This window comes from Bacillus sp. EB600 (genome assembly GCF_024494385.1).
Taxonomy (GTDB): domain Bacteria; phylum Bacillota; class Bacilli; order Bacillales; family Cytobacillaceae; genus JAEVLT01.
In genome coordinates this window covers 36,188-55,139 of sequence record NZ_JAEVLT010000006.1, presented here as the reverse complement: position 1 = coordinate 55,139, position 18,952 = coordinate 36,188, and the positions used below count along the sequence as shown (strand labels likewise).

The following is an 18,952-nucleotide window of genomic DNA, read 5'->3' as shown; positions in this document are numbered from 1 at the left end:
GTAGATAGATTAAGAGATACTAGGATGCCTCCAAATGTTGGTCCGATAATCCGCCAATTCTTCCGATTCCCGAAGCAAAACCTATGGCAGTTGAGCGCATTAATGGAGAATAGTATTGTGATACAAAGGAATAGGAGATGTTTTGAGCCCCCATTGTACATGCCCCAGTTATAAAAACTAATAAATAGAGAATAAACATGTTATTTTTAAAACCAAGAAGCATCATGGAAACCGCTGCCATAATAAACATCGGAACGAGTACCTTTTTAACCCCAAATTTATCTGCAAGACTTCCAAGGATTAGCGTTCCAACAATAGCTCCAATATTGAAAACAATCATAAAGCTTAAGCTGGAACCAAGAGCATAGCCAGCTCTAAACATCAAATTAGGTAGCCAAGTACTTACCCCGTTGATCATTAACAAACACATGAAAAAGGCAATCCAGATCATCACAGTACCTAGTGCGCGATTATTTTTAAATAATGCAGCTACAGAAGAACCAGGATCGTTTTCTGTACTTGTTACAAACTCCGTATCTGGAGTTAAGGGTACCTTGTCATTAACTTTAGAAAGAACGAAACGAAGTTCGTCTATTCGACCTCGTATCAAAAGCATAGTGGGTGAATCATGAAAATACTTCACCATAAACGGAATGAGTAACAGTGCAAGTGCTGCTACCCAGTAAACACTTTTCCGCCCGAAATGAGGGATAAAGTAGATTCCTATAAAAGCAGCTAAAATCCCACCTACAGAAAAAGCACACATCACGATTGATACCATCATGTTATGCATGTGTTTCGGCGCGTAATCTGTCATTAAGGCAATTACATTTGGTAAAACACCGCCAATCCCAACTCCAGCAATAAATCGGAAAATAGAAAACAAGATTGGTCCTGGTGCAAATGCACATAAAAACGTAAATATACTAAAAAGGACCACACTTAAAATAAGAACATTTTTCCTTCCGAACTTGTCAGCCAAGACCCCAAAGAATATGGCTCCCAGCATCATCCCGAAAAATCCGTAACTGCCCATAGCCCCTGCTTGAACAGGTGATATGGACCATTCCTTCATGAGGACTGGTATGACGGAACTATATACAACAAGGTCGAACATATCATAGGTGATAATAATGCGGCAACAGATCAGTAATCCAATGTGAAAGCGGTTAAATTTCCCTTCATTAACAACGTCTGTAATGTTTATTCGAGTCACCCCACCCCCCCAGTCGTATAGTACAGATGATACTCGCGTCGTTTAATCCTTCCAGTAATCCCAATTGTCTTTGTTCTCTTCAAATTATGGCCAATCTCAACGATTCACTGTGAAAGAGAACTTATAGTCGTTTGCTCTATGGACAGCCCTTCTCCAGCCAATGAGTCGATCATTACGTGTGTACAACTTCGTCTCTATTACGAGAACAGGTTCACCGTATTTGATACCCAAAATCTCTGCCTCCTCACGGTTCGCACCTGACGCACAGATCTGATGATCACCTCGAGAAATGAAGATGCCTCGTTCGGTCTCAAGGGTCACGAAGACACTATTGACTTCCTCGAGTTCTCGTGCACTCGGTTGGAAATCCTCCGAGACGAACAGATAAGTCTGTGTCCATACGAGTGGTTTTTCTTTGAGCAGGATTAAACGAGAGATACTCAAGACCTTATTTCTCGGCTCAATACCAAGGATAGCGCACAGATTTTCTGTGGGTAACACACAATCTATACCTAGTACTTTCGAATTACAATCTAATCCTTGATCGCGAAGGAAACCAACTAGTCCTCCTAACTCCAACCCTGGTGGCCGTACGGGGAATTCCTGAACGGGGAAGGTTCCCTTCGCACGCTCTCGGTAAACGTACCCCTCATTGGCAAGCTCCTTCAATGCCTGGCGAACAGGTGCCCGACTCACATGGAAGCGCTGAACAAGCTCATGCTCGGTGCTGAAGGGGCGATCCGTTTCACCGTCAGCAGCCTGTAGCTCCTTAATCAATATTTCCTTTATTTGTTTATAAAGCGGCACCGAGGAGCTACGATCAATTGTACTTTTTTGAGGGTTCCTAATCATTTTTGTGCTCCGATAGTCTCTGATTTAATCATTTTTGTACACTGATAGTCTTTGATTGCAATCCGGCATGCAGCTTAAGCGTAGCAGCCGTACATTCCTGCAAGTATGCAAACGTAACGTCTGGAGCGAGTTCTCGCACGACAAGGCCATCATCTGTCACATCGATCACCGCAAGATTTGTGTAGATACGATCTACACAGCGGGGGGTCGTTAAAGGATACGTACATTCCTCTACAATTTTTGCTTCTCCCTTATTTGTTATATGCTGCATACATAGAAATACACGCTTACTGCTAGCGGTTAAGTCCATTGCTCCGCCAACACGTCCAAGAGGTGAGTTCGGCAGTTTCCAATTGGCAAGATCACCATTCTGCGAAACTTGGAAAGCACCAAGTATGGTTGCATCTATATGGCCGCCGCGAATCATCGCAAAAGATTCTGCTTGTGAGAAATAACAACCGCCTGGTTTTAGGGTAATTGGTTCTTTTCCTGCATTCACAAGGTCTGGATCTTCTTCCCCCGGTGCTGGTTTTGGACCAAGCCCAAGAAGACCGTTTTCGCTATGGAGAATAATTTCTCTACCTTCAGGAATGAAATCCGCAACAAGTGTCGGTAATCCAATTCCAAGGTTAACATACCAACCATCTTCCAAATCAAGCGCTACACGAGTTGCTAATTCCTGTTTTGACCAACCAATAGCTTGTTCTTTACTCATTTACTAGCACCTTCCTTTCTTGCACCTGCTCTGCCTTAACTAAACGGTGTACGTGAATACTTGGTGTGATAATATTTTCCGGATCAAGTTCTCCTACTTCTACGATTTCACTAACTTCAGCAATCGTTACGGTAGCTGCTGCCGCCATTATAGGGTTAAAGTTACGCTGGGTTTTGCGATAAACAACGTTTCCCCAACGGTCTGCTACATCTCCTCTAATAAAGGCAAAATCACCTGTGATTGCATGCTCTAAAATATAAACACTACCATTGAATTCACGTGTTTCTTTTCCTTCTCCTAGCTCCGTGCCCACTGCTGTCGGTGTATAAAAAGCTGGAATACCCGCTCCACCTGCACGAATCCGCTCCGCTAATGTCCCTTGTGGAACGATTTCTAACTCTATCGTCCCTTTTTGGAGACGATCAATTAAATCATCAGCATGTGGTCCAACTGGGAAAGAACAGATGATTTTTTTTACTTGGTTGTTGCTAATCAGCGCTGCTACACCATCACTAACGGCGCCAATATTATTCGATACAACCGTTAGATCCTTTGCTCCTTGTTCTACAAGTGCTGCAACAAGTTGTGAAGGTAATCCGCTACCGCCAAATCCTCCAACAAGCAACGTTGACCCATCTTGTATATCTGCAACGGCTTTTGCTGCATTCTCATATTCTTTCTGTATCATATCGAGTTTCCTCCTCTCATTTACTTGATTTACCAATTAGTTCTTCTTTATAACCATGCATCGTCACAAAGAATGCACAAGGTAAATGTCGTGGGTCACCTGTATAACCAATTGCTTCAGCAATGGAACCGAATGGTCCATACAGTTCATGATGCTCTACAGCATGATCAAATGTTACATATCGTTTAATCACATCACGTAATTTGGCATCCATATCCAGACTATCTTGTAACACCGCAGTTACTTGTTCACCCTCAATTTGAGCACTTTGCATATCCCCTTTAAAATCGCGGAATGGATGACCTAAGAATAATCGTTTAGGACGAACTTCTTCTAACAAACGTTGTACACTTTGACGATATAATGTTGGGTTTTCAATTGTTGGTAATCCACCTAAACCGCCATACATTTGAACAGCATCCGCTGCGAATGCCCAATCTAATTTATTTATTATAAATGTTACAGATCCGATTGAATGACCAGGAGTTTCCATCACTTTAATCGTGATATCATCTCCAAGATTGATACCATCCCCATCAACTACTTCCAAGTCCGGATCGATATTGCCACCAATATCTGTTGTTAACATGGTGATATGTTTATCTTGAATTTCCGGGTCCGTGATGTATTTCCCTTGGAGGGCCTTATAATCGACAATATGTTCATTAAGATCCCGTAATAAACGAGCTTCTTTTTTAGGAATAGCCACTTTAGCCCGTCGTCCTGTTTTTTCCCATACTGCATAAGCACCACCGAGATGATCCACATGACCATGCGTCAACAAAATCCAACGAATATCTTCTATACGAATGCCATGTGCAGCCAAAGTTGGTTCAATGTTGGAAACTGCAGAAGCATTCACACCGGTATCAATGATTGCTGGTTCTGGTGCATCTACATAATAGGCAAATGCAGAAACTGGACCAAATTTACATTCAATCGGAATAACACGTACTTCATTTGTCATGTTGTTCACCCCCTATCTTAAAGTTTGTGCAACAGCGCACTCCCTCTTTATAGAAGAAGGCGCTGTAGAGGATCTTTCATCGGGAAAGACTACCAATTCATTGTCCGATGATTTCACCTTTTTTCTTCATTATTTATTTGTAATGTCATATGGTTTTGGAATTACTGGCAGTACTAAGCGTGATGGGTGATCAGCATCCCGATAGATTTTGTGCGTTGTGGCACGACCACTTGGTAAATGGTAACTATCTGGCGGTAATAACTTTGCATCTTCTCCATCAAGCGGTTCGTTACATGCAAGATCTAATTCCAAACGATGCCCTGGTTGAATGAAGAATGAGAATGGATATAAGCGAATCGCATACTCATTAATCTCACCAGATGTTACTGGTACCACACGGTTATGTGGATGCCATGGCTCTCCATATGTTGACTTTTCTTCATCTAATTCACGATGGGATGCTTTTAGATATCCTGATGTCATTAATGTACGTTTGCCGCTCGGATCTACATCATAAAGCTTCGCAATGAAGTTTGTATCATCTGTATCGATTTCTGCATAAATATATAAAGCTCCTGTACCAGTAATTTCAACTGGCTCTGAGAATTTATCACTAGTCCATTTAATCTTTTCTGATGTTGTTGTTACTGTTAATGGCGCTTGGTAAAAACCATCTGGATGGGCATATTCAGATGTTAACGGCTCTGGTTTTTCGCTAATTTTGTGTCGTGGGCGTAAGTAGAACGCTTTCTTTTCCTCCTGTGGCAATGGCCAATGTTCCTCTTTGCGCCATTTATTAGAGCCTTCTACAGAGAACTGAACTGCTGGTTCATCCATAATGCCATTATCGATGCCTTTTAACCAGTAATCATACCAGCGGAACATTTCGTCGTGGCTCTCATGGAACGGACGCTCTAACATTGGTGGAAGCGCTTGTATATCAAGCTTTTTAATGCCTGATACCTTGTGGAAGCATTCAATAGTGCCTTCCACATTCCAGCCTCGTCCCCATTTTGCTTGGAAGTAAACTGGAATATCTACCTTATGCGCAACCTCTATCGCACTATTTTCTTTCCAAAATGGACCATCTAGTGGATTTAATAAATAATCCATCCATAATTCATGACGATTTTGATAGTGTAATAGGTGAACAAAGTCTGACCAATGCGCAATATCTGGGTCATTTAAGCGCTCTTGAGTCTTCTCTGTAAGTTCTTCTGGTGAAAATACTTTTGAACGCTTACTTGCCACATTATTGAATGCATTTCCACTGTCGCCTCCACGACCTTCACGGGAAGCACGAGGCATTAACCACATGATACCGCCGTGATAGCAAAGCTCGTAAAGGTCGAAATGACCACCATTTGCAAAAATTGCTTTTAAATGTGGTGGTTTTTCTGCTGCACCTAAAATTTGAACAGATGCAAAGTAGGAAATACCGATCATCCCAATATTTCCGTCACACCAATCTTGCCCTGCTAGCCATTCCACGATGTCATAGATATCTTTCCCATCTCCATGACCACCAGAATTATAGTTCCCACACATTTGACCTTTAGAACCACCTGTGCCGCGTACGTCTGCGATAATATGGGCATAGCCTCGTGATACTACTTCGCGAATGTCACCTGCTTCAATCGCTCCGTTCCAAAGATGACTTGGACGTGCTTGCGGAGGTAACGTTAGTGCTTGCGCTTGTAGTTCTTTACCATATGGGCTAAGAGCAAGTAATGCTGGTACTTTTTCTTTGCTATCAGGACGGTAAATATCTGCAGCGATATGCACGCCGTCTCGCATTTTAAAACGTACGTCCTTAGTGATAATCATTTCATGCGCTCTCCTTTACTTCGTCTTTCTACATACGTGTTTAAGCTGTACGATGAATTGTAACCTACTTAATTAAAAAACTATTATGTTCACTAGCAGCATGATAAATCTGCCTATATAGCCTTTGTTGTAGTTGCGTCATTAACTTAAGCGATATGAGCATGATAACTGTCCTTATCAATCTTCAATAGGTGTGAAGCAAGATATAAAAGGACCTGGATGGTCTTGGTCGCCGCTTTGCTTGAATACAACTTTTACTCTTTGATTTATGTGCACTGAATCTAAATTACAATCGACGATATTTGTCATCATTTTTGGACCTTCATCGAGCGTAACGAACGCAATGGCATATGGGGCGCCTCGTCGCATCACACTATACGTGTATATACTACCTGTCCCCTTAGCTTCTTTCCATGAAGTCTTATCACTCATGCAAAATGGGCATAGTATACGTGGGTAGTAATGAAATTCACCACAGGAATCACATTTCTTTATTAATAACTTGCCTTCTGCTGCGGCATCCCAATACTCTTGATGTTCCGGATAAATCTCAGGAATGGACATCCTTCTTTGCTGATATATAGTTCCCATGATTTACACCCTCTCCATGATAAGTGTTGCACTACCATGACGGCTTGCAAGCCCGCCACCAGTACCGTGAGCTAACGCAATATCACAATTTCCCACTTGTACTTGCGGGTGAGCCTCCCCGCGCAACTGGCGGACAGCTTCGATTACTTTTACGATGCCGCCTCGACTTGCTGGATGATTGTTATTCAACCCGCCACCATCTGTATTGATTGGAAGCTTCCCAATTCCTGAAATCAGGTTCCCATCAGCGACGAATTTTCCACCCTCGCCTTTTTTACAAAAACCTAGGTCTTCAAGCTGCATCAACACCGTAATGGTGAAGCTATCATAAATGGATGCATATTTAATATCTTGAGGTGTAACCCCAGCCTCCTCGAAGGCTTTAGGTCCCGACCAAACTGCTCCAGAATAGGTAAGGTCGGTTTTTCCGCCAAGTAATCCTTTAGGTGCTTCGCCTGCGCCCATCACTCGGATAAACGGACGATTCAGACTTCTAGCAATCTCAGGTCTTACGACAACTAAAGCACCGCCACCGTCACTTACTACACAGCAATCCAATTTATGCAATGGATCCGCAATCATTGGCGATGCAAGAACTTCTTCGACTGTCACTACATCACGTAGCATCGCGTTTGGATTGTATTGGGCATGCTGTGAAGCTGTGACTTTGACCCATGCTAATTGCTCACTAGTAGTACCATATTCATACATATGGCGCATCGTTGCCATTGCATATTCATTCACAGCAGTTGGTCCAAAAGGAAGTTCAAACGGTGTATCAGGAACATTTGCAACCGTAATTTTTTGTTTAACTCCACTTCTACCTTCTGAACGTGGTCGACCTGCCATAGTAATTAACGCGACATTGCATTTGCCCGCTGCGATTGCTTGAGCAGCATGTGAAACATGGGCAATGTACGATGAACCGCCAGTGTCTGTACCATCGACATGACGTACATTGAGGCCTAAATAATCGACCAAAGACAGTACTCCACCCGGTGCGTCACCTGCACAAAAATACCCATCAACATCTGCAAAAGTTAGTCCTGCATCTTCTAGTGCGCCTTTCGCACATTCCGCATGTAAAGCGGCAACCGATTTATCCGGAGCCTTACGGGTTGGGTGCTCAAACGCCCCGGCAATATAGGCCATTCCTTTTATAGTCATCTGTCCTAACCTCCCTGCTTTTTTTTTTGAGCCATTGTCCAATCATATATATCTAATCCAAGCGTTATAAGAAGGGGGTTGACTTCTTGAATCAGAAGCCAACCTCACTTCTACTTTCTAGATTTGTAATGTATCCATTTTTCGAATTAACGTTGATCTTGAAAAGTTAATCCATGCGCCGGAGCGTGAACTTGAGGTTCTTGCATTGTTAAGAACTTCGCCGGAGTGTGCACTAAAAGCTGCTCAAATACTTCTTCACTAACTCCTGCTTTTCGAAGGTCTGGTAAAAACTCTTCGAAAAGATAATTGACAGAATGCCCTTTTAACCCTGGCCAGCCTAGAGCACAGCAGTTGGCATCAGCGGAAATAACGGCACGGTCTAGAAAACCTTTGTCTAGGAAACGAAGGAAATGCTCAACGCGCTCTTGACGAGGACGTGACCAATATGGTGAGTTTTCCATCTCTGTGTCATAACCGATCGTATCAAATCCCACATATCCACCAAGACGTGCAATCATTGCATCACGCTCGTCATCTGCATCTTGCCCAACATCGGCATGTCCCATCAACACGCGATTAAGCGGTAGACCTTCACTTTCAAATATATCAATGGCCGTCTGAGCATCTGTTGATAAATGCGTGATAATTGGAGCACCTGTTTTTACTGCAGCTCGGGCAGCTGCTTGATAAATGCGTTTATCGAGCTCACTTAATTGTCCGCCGCGACTAACACCAACTTTAAGTGCACCTGCTTTTGCCCCTGTGTTATCAATCCCAATTGTAATTTCATGAACAAATAAATCTGCAAGATACTCAACTGATTTATTACGGAAATATGGAAGAGCTGAATCTCCGGCTACAAAGCCTGTAACAGCGATAATATTTACTCCTGTTCTTCGTGATAGCACTTGGAAGTATTCAACATCTCTTCCATTTCCGATTCCTGTGCAGTCTACGAATGTTTTCCCGCCATGTTCACGGAAGCGGCGTAATTTTTGGATTGTCACTTCAAACGCTTCTTCATGACTTTTCCACCATTTTGTATCTAAATCGCATCCTGGCAGACCGAACCCAATATGTTCGTGCATTGCTGTGATTCCTAAATCTTCAGTTGCGATCGGGCCTAAAACCGTATTTACCTTCCCCATCGTTTTTTCACTCCTCACGTTTATTTCTCTATTATCAAATTTCCGTAGTCAGTATACTTTAATTGAATTTCCTTCAATCTAAGGAAAGAAACGATTTTTTCATCCTTTACACTTATCTATTCACAACAGGGGAGAATAAATTGTCCCAATCATAGTTCCAACCTATTATCTTTTTCTTTGCGTTAAGCTCTAGAGTAAGTACGCGCTGCGGGTTTTCTTCTAGTAAAATACGAATCTGTTCATCCGTCGCACCCACTTTACGCAAGATAGGTACAAATTTTGTTAGTAAGTAATCAAATCCAGGATTTTTTGCTTCATAACCTTTTGCAACACCAACTGCATTCGTTGAAATTAGTACTTGTCCACCAAAACCTGCTTCGAATAACTCTATAATTAATTGAGCACGTTCCTCATCATTTACGTAACCATCGTTTGTAGACCAACCTACGTGGTCAAAAGCAACATACGCACCACGATTTGCAACAGCTAATGCTTCTCTACGTTGAACAGCATCTAGACGGTCAAGTCCTCCAATGATGACACGATTTGGTGCAATGTCTTCACCTAATAAAATTTCTAAATCGCTTGCAGCATCTGCACCGTATTGTACGGATACAGGTACACCTGTTGCGAGAGCTGCTTTTGCAGAACCACGGAATAGACTAATTTCTACTTCAGTAATACCGCTTTGACTTGCGATTGAGGTAACTAACCCTGCTGTACTTGATCGCTCAATACGCGGTACTACGATTCCTTCTGTCACCTCTTTTATGAATAAATCAGCAAATTGTTCGGCTGGCCATGGTGTAGGAGGATGCGTTTGCGGTGTTGTGAAGTAACCACTCAACATTGGCTCAGGCCCTAAACCTGTGGACGTTATGATGTGAACACCTGTTGTTTTCGAAAGAGTTTCATAAAGTTTTACATCACGACCGTAAAACATACCGGTACGATCGACAATTGTTCCTCCTCCAAGTCTACGAAACTCAGTTAGCTCACGTTTTAATACCTCAAATATTTTACTTCTATCCATATCAATCTCAGGCGCATACTCTGCACCAGGTACTATGGAAAGAAGTGATTCATGAATGAGTACAACACCTAGTTCTTGAGCTGGCACTGGTCCAAGAACAGTACGAACAACACTTGAACTTTTTCCTTGTAAATTTTCTAGCATTTGTAAAACCTCCTATCATTTATTAGATTCTCACCCTAGAGGCATCCGAAGGCGATGATTTAGAGTTGAAAGGGCAACTCACAAACAGACCGGTTGGTTTATAAAAAGCACAATTGATCCACCTGCACAGACTGGTTGGTTTGATGTGTGCACAATTGAGTTTTTAAATACAGACCGGTTGGTTTTGGATAAGTACAATTGACTCTTTTAAACAAACCGGTTGCATAGGGTTAGAACAATCGAGTCATATAAACAGACCGGTTGGTTTTTTGTAACTACAATTTAAGCTCACTGCTACAGCCCCTTTTGTACAACAAATCCTCTCTAGCATTCCCCTAGTAAACTAAAGAAGCTCTCCTTTAAAAAAGTGTGGGATTGAACTGCTTTACCTTCCCTAGAATGTCACTTTCTCTGGTGTAATCGCTTTCTCTTCTGATAAAACAATGATGCAATCTCTATGTTGTTGATATGATATTATAATATTGTTATACCAAAGTCAATTATTTTATCAATATTTTCAGTTTTTTCTAAATAAAATTAATATTGAGTTTACAAGTTTCATATTTGATTACCCACCTTGTTATTTTTAATATAATTCAACATTGTTATTTAACATCACCTTTACAAAAATAACCTTTCGTAAAAATTAAACTTTTACGAAAGGTTTATTGAAATTTTTATGTTTGCAGAAAAGAGACATATTAAGACATACAGAAAAGATCATGGAACAGCAGGTACAACTGTCGAAACACTCCTAAACAAGAAAAACCATACTTCGTTTCTGTATCCCCTACCCCTAAGTAATTACCTCTTACTACTATTGGAGGGCTCTATACTAAGGAAGGTATCTTTTTCGAAATATTATTTATCAGGTCTCCCCTGCTAATAACACCTATAACACGACCGGCCCCATTGACTACAGGGAGTTTTTTGTAACGATGTCGGGATAACAAACGTATCGTCCTTTCAAACTTTTCATCAGCTGACACGAAGATGATATTTCTTTAGGTCATGATTACCGATACTGGTTTATCCAACTTTTCTTGTAATACATCCTCAATTTTCTCTTCTTCTATTATATAAACAAGTCCAGCAATACCTTGTGGCTTTGGATATAGGTAACGTAATACGTCTCCATCTGATACCATACCTACTAAATGATCCTTATCATCAACAACTGGCACACCACCAATTCGATTTGAATTGAGCACATGTAACAGTTCTTTGATAGTAGTCGAAGGTTTTACAGTAAAAACTTTGGTAATCATGAAGTCTCTTACTTGCATAATGAATCCCTCTCTCCCTATTGTAACCGCATACATTTTTTGCATATTCATATAGTAACATAAATTCCATTCTCTCAGTATTCGTAAATTTGTCTAAAATATGTTTCAAAAATGGTTTTTCCCAACGAAAAAACGAGCTAGGATATTGGAATCATAGCTCGTTTTTGATTATTGTTTTTGATTGAATAAGCTCTGTCAATTAAGGATTAAATCCCTTCACAGCACAATCTCAAAACTTATTAGAGTGTTTGCGATTCTTCCAGCCTAAATCCTTCCACGACCACATCTTCATCAACTTCCAACAATAGGCACCTTTTTCCCTGGTATGTGATATATTTTACATTTTTCAGGTCTTTTGGGTCGATGGTTACATTGGCGATCTTTGTCTCGATTTTGATCGTTTTAGGAACTAAACTGCTTGCTTTAAATTCATGTTTTTCATCAGCTACGACAGATTTGAAGGCATGTTCCACCTTGGCAGGCTCTACATTTTCGACGCCGCTGACTGTTAAGATGCGTTCGATGTCCCGATGATCGAGCATAGGAGTTTCACTTTCTTCATTTTCTTCATTCTCATGTACCAGCTTATCGATTTCCTCATAGACATTGGAAATGACTCTGGAATCGACTTCGTCTCCGATCACTTCTTTTAAAATAAAATCAAAGCAATCTTTATCTTCCTGCGCCGTAATGATCTCTTCACAATTGAGAACCTCTTCAATAAAGGTAAAATCGGGTTGATTTGCTTTTCCTGCACAATAGAGAATATGGTTCACATCTGCAGAATTGTCATTAAAAGCAGGAAACAGAAATCCTGATAATGGAGATTCTAAATTAATAATGGGATCTACAGCGTTATTCGATTTGAATTCTTTCTCTACATAATCAAACAGCAAGGTTTTTTTCGGCTGATCGGTTTTATTGAGACTGCAAAGGACAAACTGGCTGGAATAGACTTCGTCATCCCCGCCTTCTTCGGATTCCGGCCCCCGTTTCCTGGTTGCCTTCCGATATTCGCCCCGTACAAACGTCACCACTGTATCAAATTCATAGACCGTATGAGCAAACATTTTTTCGACGATTTGCAGCATGTATTCTTTCCAATCTTCCGTTGTGTCTGCTTGTAATCCTTCGAAAAGGATGGTTTGGGTACTGTCTTCCACAGCACGATTAAATTTCAGCTCAAACAATTTGGCATCAAGATGACCTGTCAAAACCTTTTTAAAGTTTGCCAAAAACAATTCTTGTGCTTCCTGTTCTAACATTTGAAGTGGCTGACTGACATGATGGTAAATCTCACCTGATTCTTTTTTAACATAAACATTGAAGATTTCTCGAATACTCATAAGATTGTTATTTAATTTAAATTGCTTGCGGATATTTGCGATGTCTTTTTTATTCATATTTCTCAACTCCTATTCCTGATTATACTGTTCAGACAAGAAAATAGGAATACTCGATGACTCCCGGAAGTTTAAGTACAGTGGTTGATATACTTTTATTCTTAATGATTCTCAGTATTTAACGAATAGATCTATCAGCATAAAAAATAAACCATTCGTAAAAGTGTACTCTTACGAATGGTTGCTCAAAATTTTCTAGATTAGTTCAAAAGTATCCTAGAACCGTTATTTTTAAAGGATCAACATTCACTAAGGTGTACGGATTACTAAAACATCACATTTAGCCGTACGGATGATTGCTTCAGATACGGAACCCATTAAGAAACGTTCAATAGCATTTAACCCCGTAGCACCACAGATAATTAGATCTGCCTTGACTAAGTTAGCAAACTCTCCAGTGATGATATTTTTAGCTGAACCGTATTCGATTACTACATTTACGTTTTCAACACCTTCTGCCTCAGCTTGTGTCTTGTATCCATTTAAAAGTTCCTCTGATCGGTGCTGTGCTCGCTCAACAATGGAGCGGTCATAGGCTTCGAATGAACGGGTATCGATTACGTTTACTATGTTTACTTGTGAATTTTTGTTACGTTTTGCAACATCGATTGATTTGCGAAAGGCGTATTCAGCTTCTTTTGAACCGTCTACAGCTACTACAATACTTTTATAATGATTTGCCATTTGCCATAATCCCCTTTTAAAATGATTTGAAAGTGTTGATAGTAGATTCAGTACATTGTGCTGGAAATTTTACTTGTTGTGTACAGGCTCAGTTGTTTTTACTGGTGCTTTAGCCTTTACATCAGCTGGAACTGGTAATTTTAAGAATATTGACAGTACAACATTAATAACGGCTAATATTAAACTGATTTTAAACGCCATTGATGATCCCGCTGCTGCAGCCTGTGTTGGTTCATTCACAATGGTTGCTAAGAAACTGCCTTGTTTTGCTGAGAAAAGTGATACCATTACCGCAATACCAATAGCACCGGCTATTTGTTGGATCGTTTGAGTTATAGCGATTCCATCTGGATAGTATTGTTTTGGAAGAGAATTTAGCGTGTTTGTTTGTACAGAAGCAAGCACCGCTCCGATGCCTAACATCATAACAATATGAGTTAACACAATCGCCCATATAGCTGTTTCTGTACCAAATGATGCATATAAAATATAACCAATGACTACTAAAATGGTTCCAGGTGTAATAACCGCTTTCGGACCATATTTGTCAAATAAACGACCAATGCTTGGAGCTAAAATACAGTTAAGTAAATTACCTGGAAGAAGGATAAGACCTGTTGTAAAAGCAGCCATTACTAAAGCCATTTGCATATACATTGGTAAAATGACAAGCATGGACAACATATTGAAGAACGTTATAAAACTCATAATGAATCCAAGAATGAAAAGTGGATATTTAAATGCTCTTAAATTCAGCATTGGATTCTTCATTTTCGTTTGACGAATCGCAAAAATAATGATTGCTATTAAGCCAATGATGATCGAACCAAGAACAGTTGGACTTGTCCAGCCTTCCACACCCGAGACACTAAATCCATAAACAATTCCACCGAATCCAATCGTCGAAAGAATAACAGATAATATATCAATCGAAACCTTACGTACCTCATTTACATTCGGTAAAAACTTGAACCCGAAGATAAGAGAAAACAGTAAGAAAGGTACTGTAACCCAAAAAATCCAATGCCATGATAATGTATCTAAAATAAGTCCTGCCACTGTTGGCCCAAATGATGGACCAGCTAACATAACTAAGCCCATGACTCCCATAGCGGCGCCTCGCTTATTTGGAGGGAAAATAGTAAAAATAACATTTTGAGTTAAAGGTAAAGCAATGGCTAATCCTGCTGCTTGAATAATACGTGCCACCAATAAAGCACTAAATACGGGAGCTACTGCTGCTATAATGGTCCCAATAAGGGATAGCGATATAGACGCTATGAACATTTGACGTGTCGTATATTTTTGCATCAGAATGCCTGTAACCGGTACTAAAATACCTAAAGTAAGAAAATAGGCTGTTGCTAACCATTGGATTGTTGTGGCATCAACATTGAATATTTGGCCTAAATCTCCTAAGGCAATATTTAATGCCGTTTCACTAAAAAGCCCAACAAATCCTGCTACAAAAAGAGCAGCCATTATCGCGCTTGTTTTGAATGGTTGTTTCGTTATTTGTCCTGTTTTGATTTGTTTATTCACTTATTAAAAACTCCTTCATTTAATTTGGTCTACTTGAGAAATAAATTTTAGTGGATTACTTGTTTTTTGGTTAAACAAAGCATAATTCCACCTTCAATAAATGCTGTCATCATTGGAGAAAATTAAATTCGCACTTTATTTTAATCGCAGTAATAAACTTCTGCGCAAATCTAAGTAATGTCGAATTGGTTTACTTATTGCTGCAATATTGCTAACTTAAGATTTCGTGTATTCCTATCCCCCTACTATTCTTTCTGCTTAAACAGAGTTGCCGCGATTTCGATTATCAACGACTTTGAATCCATTACCGTGGTACACCCCCATTTACCACCGATTTGTTTACTATAACAAAAAGTTTTTCTATATTTCTAGTCTTTTTTTTTTTGTAAAATTTTTATTAATTTTCAAATGAAGTTTGATCGTTATCCAAAAAAAGAGAGAGCATGCTCTGAAAAAAGACTGATCAAAACGCTCTTACCAATTGGTATTACAACCCCCAATCTGCTTTTAATATTTCTTTAAGAGTTGATAATTGTTCAGCTCCAATTTTAGCAGCGATCTTTTCTTCAAGTGTAGCCTTTAAGGACTCATTTTTTTCATAACATTCTTCGCCTAATGAAGTAAGCTGGATGCATTTCTCTTTTTTATTATTTTCTACGTTTTTTATTTCAACTAATCCTTTTTCCTCAAGTTGTTTAATGAATTTATGTGTGGCTTGTCGAGAAATATCTACATGTTTTGAGACGTAAGATATAGTCGGTTGTTTTTTTTCATAAATTCTAGCTATGATAAACCACTCGGAATTTGATATATAAATGGTACTGTTATTATTCCACAATTTTTCAGTGATACTGCGAAGTTGAACATGGCGTTCGCTTATCAAATCAATTAAATCTAAGTTTTGCATTTTAGTATCCAACCACTTCACTCCCAATCATTTTACTCGTTATAAACTATACCAAAGATCATTCTCCATTGTCAATTTAGTTGACGATTTAATGGTTATTGAGGTAAAATAATATGGTCAATTTGGTTGACGATAACAGGTAAAGGAGTTAATTTAATATATAACATAGGAGATCTAATCATCTATTCAGGACACGGTATATGCAAAGTAGATAATATCTGTGATAAAACATACTTTGGAAATATCAAAACTTATTATGTGTTACAGCCTCTTGAAAACAGCCACCAATTGACAATAAGTATCCCAGTAGATAATGAAAAAGTAAACATGTCACGATTAATTCAAAGAAATCAGGCTGAAGAAATTTTAGAATCATTCAAATCGCTAGGTGTTAATTGGATCGAAAATAATCATTTACGCATCCAAGTATATAATGATATTGTTAAGACCGGAAATCGTAATGATATTGCTAAAGTAGCGAATACCTTAATTCGGAAAAAGCATGAACTTGAAATGGAAGAAAAAAAGTTTGGCGAACAAGATAAACACCTTTTAATTTCGATTCAAAATATATTGTTCAAAGAATTGGCCATTTCACTGAATACTACATACGATGCAGTAGTTAAAGAGGTTAATAGGCTTATTGAAAAAAATGAGTAACTTATTTACTACAAAGAATGCGGGTAGCCGAGAGAATTTATTATGAAATAAGAAATTTACAACTATTTTTAGGGGATGTTTTAATGGTCATCGATACAGAAGATCATACAGCGTATTTTGAGTTAGAAGATGAATCTAATAAAATGAATTGTCTAAGTGAACTCAACATCGAAATCGGGGAAAAGGTAAAGATAAAAAGTATTAAAAAGGAATCGATGGAACCAGAAGATTACTATTATCTGAAAAAATTTGAAAATAGAATTGGTAGGATTTGTGAAAAAAATAAGTGTAAATCGGGAGTTTATAATTATAAAGTTGAATTTGATCAAAATAAATTCGGTTATTTTTATAGTAAGGATTTCATTTTAAATAACGAGGAGTAATGGATTTAATAAATGTCTTTTTTCAACAATCTGTTCTTAGATAATAAGATATTTAAGGTATTAAATCTAGTACCTGTTGTTCTATTTTGTTTATCTACTCAATTTCCTCCATTCAAATGAATATCGAAAACCTCCTGAACAGTTCCTTTACAATATCATTGGACAAAACACATTCATAAAATAAGACAGAATCCAACTGGATTCTGCCTTAATTATAGTTTTACAATAAAGATTTTTAGTTTTGCAATAATTACTAATTATTATATTTTCTTCCTTTATTAGACACGATAACAGTCCCCCTGTTCAATCTATATTCAACCGCGCTTTTATAAACTTTTTTGTTTTACCAAAGGACTGATAACCCCAAAACTTTACGGTATAATTCATTAGTATAAACGACTAACATATGCTTAAAACTCATTGAATCCCAAAGATCGGAAAACTTCTCGGAATTGCAACCATAGTTTTCATTCCATTCCGCAGCTCATTAGTAATAAAAGAACGAGTCAAAAGGAGAGATTAAAATTAGATGAATTATTCCCAACCTACTATTCTTGTATATAGTCCGAAGCAAGCAGAGGAGTACGCTGATTGTATCCGCCGTTATGGTTTTACTTCAGTAAAGGCAGCAAAAACTCCAGAGGAAGCAGAAGGATTACTGCCTGGTACTGAAGTTATTTTGGGATGGAGGTTTCCTACACAATTATTAAACCGGCCCAGTGCTTCATCCGTACGATGGTTTCAATCAACAGGTGCCGGCGTCGATGATTTGATTGGAGATACATCAATACCTGAGAACATTCGATTAACCCGAATTGTAAATCAATTCGGCTCATATATTTCTGAATATGTTTTTACGTTTCTTTTGTACATTTTGAAAGGCGTTCCCAGGATGTTGCAAGCGCAAGCAGAACACCGCTGGGATCCTTTCAATACAGAATCTCTGGAAGGTAAAATAATTGGTGTTGCAGGGCTTGGTTCGATCGGATCTGAAATAGTACGTAAAGCTCGAGCTTTTGATATGAATGTGTACGGTTTAAGCTTTAGCGAAAAAAATGCTTATTTAGTGGACCGCCATTTTACGCCAAATGAATGGAAGGAATTTGTAAAGGATCTTGATTATTTAGTCTTAACCCTTCCGTTAACTGATGCCACTTATCACATCATAAACCGGGAAGTTCTTTTATCTATGAAACCAAAAGCTTGCCTTTTCAACGTTGGCCGGGGATCATTAATCAATGAGGATGATTTACTATCTGTTATGCAATCGGACCTTCTTCATGCTGCGGTCCTGGATGTGTTTGAGACAGAGCCATTGCCAAAAGACCATGCTTTCTACTCAATGAAGAATGTGTATGTAACTTCTCATCTGTCAGGACCAAGCACCACGGAGGGAGTAAGTCAATTTTTTATCGAAAATTTAAAGCGATACTTAAACAAAGAACCGTTACAAGGATTGGTTGACCGGAAACGTGGGTATTAACGTGTACAAAAAGCTGGCTCAAAATATCGAGCCAGCTTTTTGTAACTATTTAAATTCCTGGAAAATTACGAATTAAGAGAGATAGAATTGCTCTAACATTTAAATAAAGAGAGAACCACTATCGCATTTATAAAACACAATTGGAGAATTGAAACAAAAAACAAATTCACACTTTGTAGTGACATTCTTCCTCTTTTAATATTCGGTAGGTAAACTCCGTATTATTTTCACCAGGGAGTCTTGGTGATACTGTTAA

19 protein-coding genes are annotated in these 18,952 nt (G+C 39.0%); 3 read left to right on the top strand and 16 right to left on the bottom strand.

Annotated elements, in window-relative coordinates; all coding sequences use genetic code 11:
* Positions 1 to 19: 19 nt before the first annotated feature.
* The 16 genes from JN080_RS08705 to JN080_RS08630 all read right to left on the bottom strand — a co-directional run bounded on the left by JN080_RS08705 (position 20) and on the right by JN080_RS08630 (position 16,170).
* The gene (locus JN080_RS08705) at positions 20 to 1,216 is read right to left on the bottom strand and encodes an MFS transporter (protein ID WP_256235564.1); all 1,197 of its coding nucleotides are present in this window, start codon (positions 1,214 to 1,216) and stop codon (positions 20 to 22) included.
* Between the two features lie 96 nt (positions 1,217 to 1,312).
* Positions 1,313 to 2,068 carry a GntR family transcriptional regulator gene (locus JN080_RS08700; RefSeq protein WP_256235562.1) on the bottom strand — a complete coding sequence of 252 codons (756 nt, stop codon included), beginning with the start codon at positions 2,066 to 2,068 and terminating at the stop codon, positions 1,313 to 1,315.
* Positions 2,069 to 2,096: 28 nt separating this feature from the next.
* Complete coding sequence (locus tag JN080_RS08695) at positions 2,097 to 2,783, bottom strand: 3-oxoacid CoA-transferase subunit B (RefSeq protein ID WP_256235560.1); 687 nt, start codon at positions 2,781 to 2,783, stop codon at positions 2,097 to 2,099.
* The gene (locus tag JN080_RS08690) at positions 2,776 to 3,471 is read right to left on the bottom strand and encodes a 3-oxoacid CoA-transferase subunit A (RefSeq protein ID WP_256235559.1); all 696 of its coding nucleotides are present in this window, start codon (positions 3,469 to 3,471) and stop codon (positions 2,776 to 2,778) included. The genes JN080_RS08695 and JN080_RS08690 overlap by 8 nt, the downstream gene beginning before the upstream one ends.
* Before the next feature lie 16 nt (positions 3,472 to 3,487).
* Entirely contained in the window at positions 3,488 to 4,438 is a 951-nt protein-coding gene (locus JN080_RS08685; protein ID WP_256235558.1) for an MBL fold metallo-hydrolase, read from the bottom strand.
* A 129-nt stretch (positions 4,439 to 4,567) separates the two neighbouring features.
* Positions 4,568 to 6,265, bottom strand: coding sequence for a CocE/NonD family hydrolase (locus tag JN080_RS08680; protein WP_256235557.1), 1,698 nt, complete (start codon positions 6,263 to 6,265; stop codon positions 4,568 to 4,570).
* A 177-nt stretch (positions 6,266 to 6,442) separates the two neighbouring features.
* The gene (locus JN080_RS08675) at positions 6,443 to 6,856 is read right to left on the bottom strand and encodes a Zn-ribbon domain-containing OB-fold protein (protein ID WP_256235556.1); all 414 of its coding nucleotides are present in this window, start codon (positions 6,854 to 6,856) and stop codon (positions 6,443 to 6,445) included.
* A gap of 3 nt (positions 6,857 to 6,859) precedes the next feature.
* Positions 6,860 to 8,023: a thiolase domain-containing protein gene (locus tag JN080_RS08670; RefSeq protein WP_256235555.1), complete on the bottom strand. Its 1,164-nt coding sequence runs from the start codon at positions 8,021 to 8,023 to the stop codon at positions 6,860 to 6,862.
* Between the two features lie 146 nt (positions 8,024 to 8,169).
* Positions 8,170 to 9,171 (bottom strand): phosphotriesterase family protein, encoded by a 1,002-nt coding sequence (locus JN080_RS08665; RefSeq protein WP_256235554.1) that lies wholly within the window; start codon positions 9,169 to 9,171, stop codon positions 8,170 to 8,172.
* Positions 9,172 to 9,283: 112 nt separating this feature from the next.
* Entirely contained in the window at positions 9,284 to 10,348 is a 1,065-nt protein-coding gene (locus JN080_RS08660; protein ID WP_256235553.1) for a phosphotriesterase family protein, read from the bottom strand.
* An 830-nt stretch (positions 10,349 to 11,178) separates the two neighbouring features.
* Positions 11,179 to 11,337, bottom strand: a complete 159-nt coding sequence (locus JN080_RS08655; RefSeq protein WP_256235552.1) for a CBS domain-containing protein — start codon at positions 11,335 to 11,337, stop codon at positions 11,179 to 11,181.
* A gap of 15 nt (positions 11,338 to 11,352) precedes the next feature.
* Complete coding sequence (locus JN080_RS08650) at positions 11,353 to 11,634, bottom strand: CBS domain-containing protein (RefSeq protein ID WP_256235551.1); 282 nt, start codon at positions 11,632 to 11,634, stop codon at positions 11,353 to 11,355.
* A gap of 239 nt (positions 11,635 to 11,873) precedes the next feature.
* Complete coding sequence (locus JN080_RS08645) at positions 11,874 to 13,037, bottom strand: DUF4317 domain-containing protein (RefSeq protein WP_256235550.1); 1,164 nt, start codon at positions 13,035 to 13,037, stop codon at positions 11,874 to 11,876.
* Between the two features lie 249 nt (positions 13,038 to 13,286).
* Entirely contained in the window at positions 13,287 to 13,721 is a 435-nt protein-coding gene (locus JN080_RS08640; RefSeq protein WP_256235549.1) for a universal stress protein, read from the bottom strand.
* Positions 13,722 to 13,790: 69 nt separating this feature from the next.
* Positions 13,791 to 15,203 carry a DHA2 family efflux MFS transporter permease subunit gene (locus JN080_RS08635; RefSeq protein ID WP_256235742.1) on the bottom strand — a complete coding sequence of 471 codons (1,413 nt, stop codon included), beginning with the start codon at positions 15,201 to 15,203 and terminating at the stop codon, positions 13,791 to 13,793.
* A gap of 547 nt (positions 15,204 to 15,750) precedes the next feature.
* Entirely contained in the window at positions 15,751 to 16,170 is a 420-nt protein-coding gene (locus JN080_RS08630) for a MarR family winged helix-turn-helix transcriptional regulator (RefSeq protein WP_375141622.1), read from the bottom strand.
* Between the two features lie 126 nt (positions 16,171 to 16,296).
* Between JN080_RS08630 and JN080_RS08625 the strand changes: the two genes are divergently transcribed.
* The 3 genes from JN080_RS08625 to JN080_RS08615 all read left to right on the top strand — a co-directional run bounded on the left by JN080_RS08625 (position 16,297) and on the right by JN080_RS08615 (position 18,696).
* Entirely contained in the window at positions 16,297 to 16,830 is a 534-nt protein-coding gene (locus tag JN080_RS08625; RefSeq protein ID WP_256235547.1) for a CarD family transcriptional regulator, read from the top strand.
* A gap of 83 nt (positions 16,831 to 16,913) precedes the next feature.
* The gene (locus JN080_RS08620; RefSeq protein ID WP_256235546.1) at positions 16,914 to 17,213 is read left to right on the top strand and encodes a hypothetical protein; all 300 of its coding nucleotides are present in this window, start codon (positions 16,914 to 16,916) and stop codon (positions 17,211 to 17,213) included.
* Between the two features lie 529 nt (positions 17,214 to 17,742).
* Entirely contained in the window at positions 17,743 to 18,696 is a 954-nt protein-coding gene (locus tag JN080_RS08615) for a D-2-hydroxyacid dehydrogenase (protein ID WP_256235545.1), read from the top strand.
* Positions 18,697 to 18,952 lie beyond the last annotated feature (256 nt).

Excerpts from the sequence above, each read along its gene's own strand:
- JN080_RS08650 (WP_256235551.1), bottom strand. The coding sequence starts at position 11,634 with ATGCAAGTAAGAGACTTCATGATTACCAAAGTTTTTACTGTAAAACCT.
- JN080_RS08675 (WP_256235556.1), bottom strand. The coding sequence starts at position 6,856 with ATGGGAACTATATATCAGCAAAGAAGGATGTCCATTCCTGAGATTTAT.
- JN080_RS08615 (WP_256235545.1), top strand. The coding sequence starts at position 17,743 with ATGAATTATTCCCAACCTACTATTCTTGTATATAGTCCGAAGCAAGCA.
- JN080_RS08695 (WP_256235560.1), bottom strand. The coding sequence starts at position 2,783 with ATGAGTAAAGAACAAGCTATTGGTTGGTCAAAACAGGAATTAGCAACT.
- JN080_RS08665 (WP_256235554.1), bottom strand. The coding sequence starts at position 9,171 with ATGGGGAAGGTAAATACGGTTTTAGGCCCGATCGCAACTGAAGATTTA.
- JN080_RS08640 (WP_256235549.1), bottom strand. The coding sequence starts at position 13,721 with ATGGCAAATCATTATAAAAGTATTGTAGTAGCTGTAGACGGTTCAAAA.
- JN080_RS08670 (WP_256235555.1), bottom strand. The coding sequence starts at position 8,023 with ATGACTATAAAAGGAATGGCCTATATTGCCGGGGCGTTTGAGCACCCA.
- JN080_RS08690 (WP_256235559.1), bottom strand. The coding sequence starts at position 3,471 with ATGATACAGAAAGAATATGAGAATGCAGCAAAAGCCGTTGCAGATATA.
- JN080_RS08700 (WP_256235562.1), bottom strand. The coding sequence starts at position 2,068 with ATGATTAGGAACCCTCAAAAAAGTACAATTGATCGTAGCTCCTCGGTG.
- JN080_RS08660 (WP_256235553.1), bottom strand. The coding sequence starts at position 10,348 with ATGCTAGAAAATTTACAAGGAAAAAGTTCAAGTGTTGTTCGTACTGTT.
- JN080_RS08645 (WP_256235550.1), bottom strand. The coding sequence starts at position 13,037 with ATGAATAAAAAAGACATCGCAAATATCCGCAAGCAATTTAAATTAAAT.
- JN080_RS08630 (WP_375141622.1), bottom strand. The coding sequence starts at position 16,170 with ATGCAAAACTTAGATTTAATTGATTTGATAAGCGAACGCCATGTTCAA.
- JN080_RS08680 (WP_256235557.1), bottom strand. The coding sequence starts at position 6,265 with ATGATTATCACTAAGGACGTACGTTTTAAAATGCGAGACGGCGTGCAT.
- JN080_RS08685 (WP_256235558.1), bottom strand. The coding sequence starts at position 4,438 with ATGACAAATGAAGTACGTGTTATTCCGATTGAATGTAAATTTGGTCCA.
- JN080_RS08635 (WP_256235742.1), bottom strand. The coding sequence starts at position 15,203 with ATGGCTGCTCTTTTTGTAGCAGGATTTGTTGGGCTTTTTAGTGAAACG.
- JN080_RS08620 (WP_256235546.1), top strand. The coding sequence starts at position 16,914 with ATGGTCATCGATACAGAAGATCATACAGCGTATTTTGAGTTAGAAGAT.